This is a genomic window from Micromonospora sp. NPDC048999, assembly GCF_040649295.1.
In the GTDB taxonomy this organism is placed as follows: domain Bacteria; phylum Actinomycetota; class Actinomycetes; order Mycobacteriales; family Micromonosporaceae; genus Micromonospora.
Genome location: NZ_JBEZFI010000090.1, coordinates 1 through 4,524 on the forward strand (window position 1 = coordinate 1; position 4,524 = coordinate 4,524).

The following is a 4,524-nucleotide window of genomic DNA, read 5'->3' on the forward strand; positions in this document are numbered from 1 at the left end:
GCGCCGGGGTTGGTGCCGCCGGGGTAGTAGACGAGGACGTCTTGTAGGCCGGTGCCGGTGAAGTGGCCGGTGATGGCTTGGGCGCCGTCGAAGTCTGATGGTGCGTTGTTTTCGGTGACTCCGTTGCCTCGGGCGCCGATGTTGGTCCCGGGTAGGGCGGATCCATCGGTGCCGCCCGCGCCGAGCCAGAGGCCGGAGGGCAGACCGTTGACTGCCCCGACGGTGAGCAGGTCGGGAATCTGGTCGCCGGTCAGGTCCCCGTCGACGGCGGTGGCGGCCGGGTCGGCGCTGAACGGGATGCTGGCGCTGTCGCCGAAGTTACCGCCGGCGGAGAGGCTGGTGACAGTGAGGGTGTTCGTGACGCGGGTCGGGGACACGGCGATCGTCGCGGACCCGGCGGAGTCGGCAGCGACGTCAACGGGCGGGCCGGCGTTGAGCTGGTAGACGTAGCTGCTTGGGATGGTGGTGCTGGTTCCCTTGGTGATGGTGAATGTGACCGGCTGGCCGATGACTGCGTCCGTGGAGGGATCGCTCACTTCCGGTGGTCCGGGTCGGGTGGGGTCGAAGTCGAATTTGCAGGTGTCGGACCAGTCGCTGGGGGTGCGGAAGTCGGTGGCTTGGGCTTTCCAGGAGAAGTTGGTGCGTGCTCCGTTGGCGGCGGTGCGGAGTTTGTCGACGCTGACGACGAGGACGGCGGTGCTGCCGGAGGTGTAGGTGAGCAGGTTCGGGTCGGATGAGGCGATGGCGGTTTGGGTGTTGTCGCTGGTTTTCCAGAGTTTGAAGGTGACGCCGAGGGTGCCGCCGTTGGGGTCGGAGACGGGGGCGTAGAGGGAGACGGTGCCGTCACCGACGGTGCTGCCACCGGCGCAGGCCGTCTTGGGGGAGGTGGTCAGGCCGGTGGGTTTGTTGGGTTTGTGGTTGTAGCGAATGGTGAGGGTGGGGCTGGTTTCGAGGAACTTCTTCCAGTTTTCGGTGTCGGTGGCTTCGTTGGCGGCGACCATCCACAGGGTGCGGGTGGGCCGGCTGGCCTTCACGTCGGCGATGATCTGGTCGCGGATGTCGAAGGATTCGGCGGCGGCGTCGCAGCTGCTGTTGTAGCCGTGGGCGAAGCTTTTCGAGGCGATGGTGCTGCCCTTGGTGACGTTTGTCCAGTAGTTCCAGGTGGCGTTGGTGGAGGTGAGGGTGTCGTTGGGGCCGTAGATGTTGAGGGTTTTGTTGGTGCAGGACCAGGAGTAGGTGTTGGTGATTTTGAAGATGGCGTCGTAGATCTCGGCGTCGGCGAGGGTGCTGTAGGGGATGGGGAAGTTGATGAGGGTGTTGGAGCGTTGGCTGCCGGAGTTGCCGACCTGCATCCGCCCGGCCGGGTCCGGGGTGTTCTTCCAGTAGTTCGTTGACGGGTGCTGGTAGGAGATGCTGGCCCAGCCGGACATCTTCGGGCCGACCGGTGTCCAGTTGAACGTGGGGTCGATGTAGACCGGGAACGTGGTCGCGGTGTCGGTGAGCAGTTTCCGGTCGGGGGTGAGGCGCAGTTTCCCGCCGCTGATCTGTACCCCGATGCGGGCGGTGCGTGCTGCGTGGCCTGCTTCCACCGTGCTCGACACTGTTCCCCGGCCTGCCGGCGTGGAAGCCTGCTCTGCGCCGGAGTCCCACATGGTGGGGGCTGGGGCGGTGATCACCGTCTGGCCGGTGCGGTCAACGCCGGTGATGTTTCCGGCCGCGTCGCTGCTGAGGGTGACGTCCTTGCCGGTGGTGGCCAGTTCCAGTTCCGCCAGCATCGGGTTGGTGGCGGCGGCGCGGTTTTTGACTACGAAGACGTGGGAGAAGGCGCCTTCGCCGGTGATGCGGACGGTGAGGTCGACGCCGGGTAGCACGTCGGGGTAGGTCGCAGTCGGTCCGGACAGGGTCGGTGCTGGCAGGGTCAGCGGGACGGTGATGGACAGGGCGCGGTCGCCGCTGGTGAGTTCGGCGAGGGGGCCGGTGCCGCCGGGGGAGAGTCGGACCTGGTTGGTGGTCACCGTGCCGGTGATGCCGCCGTCGGCCTGACGTACCAGGGTCGGGTCGAGGTTCTTCCACTCGCCGTTGATGCGGGTGCGTGTCGGTACCGCGGACTGGGTCAACTCGACGGTGCCGTCGGGGCGGGCCGTGACGGTCGAGGTGGACGTGCCCGCCGCGGTGGCCTCGACGGGCTTACGGGTCCGTCGGGCCTGGTCGATGGCCTGGTCGACGCTGAGTGGCCCGCTGGCCGCCTTCGGGGCCGTGGGTGTGGTGGGTCCGGCGGTGGCCGGTGCGGTGGGCAGCGTGGCGGCCGTGGTGGCCAGGAGGACGCTGGCCGCGATGCTGGCGGCGGTTGTCCTCCTCCGAGTGGTCTGCTGCGGAGGGCCGTTTTTGGACATGGTGAGGTACCTCCCCCGTGTGTGTTCGCCGGGACGCCGGTCTGCGTCCGCTGAGCGGCCATAGTGAAGCAGCCAAATCGTCCACGTGGAACGCCAGACGTCACATCGGGTTGCCCTTTCCGCACTATCTGCCACCCATATGAGTCGTCACGGCTCCACCGATCGTTACCTCTTCGTGACCTTCGATGGCCTATCTCGCAGAGGCGAGGCCACCCCCGGCACGGAGCGCAGCGCGGCGATCCATTCCCGATTAACGGTGGGACTTCCACCAGGCGCGTTCGATCTAGGTGCTCCATCTGCCCGCTGAGGGACTACTCGACGGTGACGTGCAGCCGGGCGTACGCGGAGAGAAACACGCACAGCACGCCGTCGGTGGTATGCCGGGATGTGTCCATGCACGGAAAGAGTGGCCATCCGACGCGGAATGGCCACTCTTTCCGTGAACTTGTCCGGATCTTGGTGTGAGGGGGTGCCCCCGTCGGCAAGCGGTGCCGGTCCGGGTCGGTGGTCGACCCGGACCGGCATCGATCAGAAGAGCAGATCGAAGTACGTCCAGTTGGCGCCGATGACGGTGTAGCCGGGCTTGAACCCGCCGACCCCGTTCCCCTCGTAGAGGTAGAGGTCCTTGGTCGGCGAGTACCGGGCGATTACGTCAGTGTTGCCGTCCATGTTGAAGTCACCGACCGAAAAGATCCGGTCGAAGTACGTCCAGTTGGCGCCGACGATGGTGGAGCCGGGGAGGAACTTGCCGTTCCCGCCGCCCCGGTACAGGTAGATGTCCTTGGTGGTGGAGTGGCGTGCCATCACGTCGGGGTTCCCGTCACCGTCGAAGTCACCCGGCGAGAAGATCACGTCGAAGTACGCCCATTTCGCCCCGACGATCGTGGAGCCGGCGATGAGGTTCCCGTTGCCATCCCCCCGGAACAGATGGATGTCCTTGGTGGTGGCGTGGCGCGCCATCACGTCGGCCTTCCCGTCGCCGTCGAAGTCACCGGGCGAGAACATCATGTCGTACGCCGACCAGTCGCCGCTGAGGATCTTCGACCCGGAGAAGCCGCCGGTGCCGTTGCCACGGTAGAGGTAGAGCTGCTTGGTCGTCTTGTGCCGGGCGAGCACGTCGGGCTTTCCGTCACCGTCGAAGTCGCCCGGCGAGAAGACGATGTCGAAGTTCACCCAGTTCCCGCCGATCACGGTCGAGCCCTGGAACCCGGCCGCACCATTGCCCTTGTAGAGCAGGATGTCGTTGTTGGGCGTGTACAGCGCCAAAACGTCCGGGTAGCCGTCACCGCTGAAGTCGTGGCGCGGACCGGCCGGCACCGGCTGGACCGGGCTGACCACCTCGTTCCAGGCGAGTACCTCGCTCAACTGGCCGGCGAAGTAGCCGGCGTACCCGGTCGCCGAGCTTCGGTGGGCGCCCATCCGGAACGCGCCGGTCGCCTTCCATCTGATGGAGTGGATGGCTACGCCCTTGTTCAGCTCACCGAGGTAGAGCCCGAGGCGGCCGTTGGCCTTCTCGTAGCTGACGGTCACCCGGGTCCAGACCCCCAACCTGGCACTGTTGGCCCCGGCGGTGGCGGTGTCCCAGACCGGGTTCGTCGAGTCGCTCTGCGACATGGCGACCCGCCAGCTGCGGTCGGATGCGTCCACCCACAGCTTGAGGGCTGCGGTGTTGGTGCCGTCCTGGGACAGGATGGTGCCACCGGCTGCGGTGGGTTTCACCCAGGCGGAGATGGTGAAATCGCCGGTGGTGTCGACGGCCGGGCCGCCGGTGGCGAGCGTGCTGTTCGTGCCGTTCATCAACACGCTTGGGTCGAACAGATCTCCGGTGTTCCAGGTGGCGCCACTACCGGTTGCGTTGAGGGCCCCGACAGGGTCCTTGGCGATGTTGCCGCCGGTCACCGGACCGGATTCGGCGTCGGCCAACGGCCAGGCGTGGTTGGCGGTGATCAGTGCCTGGTCGGCTTTCTTGGTGATGGTGCCGGTGCCGTTGGTGAGGTTGGTGACGGTCCAGGTGGTGATGGTTCCGTTGGGTCCGGTGGTCCAGAGGTCGGGGGTGCCGTCGTTGTTGATGTCGGCGGCGCGGAGGGTGAGGTTGGCGCCGGTGTTCCAGGTTCCCCCGATTTTGTAGGGG

2 protein-coding genes are annotated in these 4,524 nt (G+C 66.6%); both read right to left on the bottom strand.

The genetic code is table 11. The features are described from left to right. Positions 1-2,393 (bottom strand): hypothetical protein (locus AB0C02_RS33360; protein ID WP_357553201.1); only part of this gene is annotated, 2,393 nt, incomplete at its 3' end. Positions 2,394-2,921: 528 nt separating this feature from the next. Next, positions 2,922-4,524: FG-GAP-like repeat-containing protein (locus tag AB0C02_RS33365; protein ID WP_357553202.1), on the bottom strand; the 1,603-nt coding region annotated here is incomplete at its 5' end.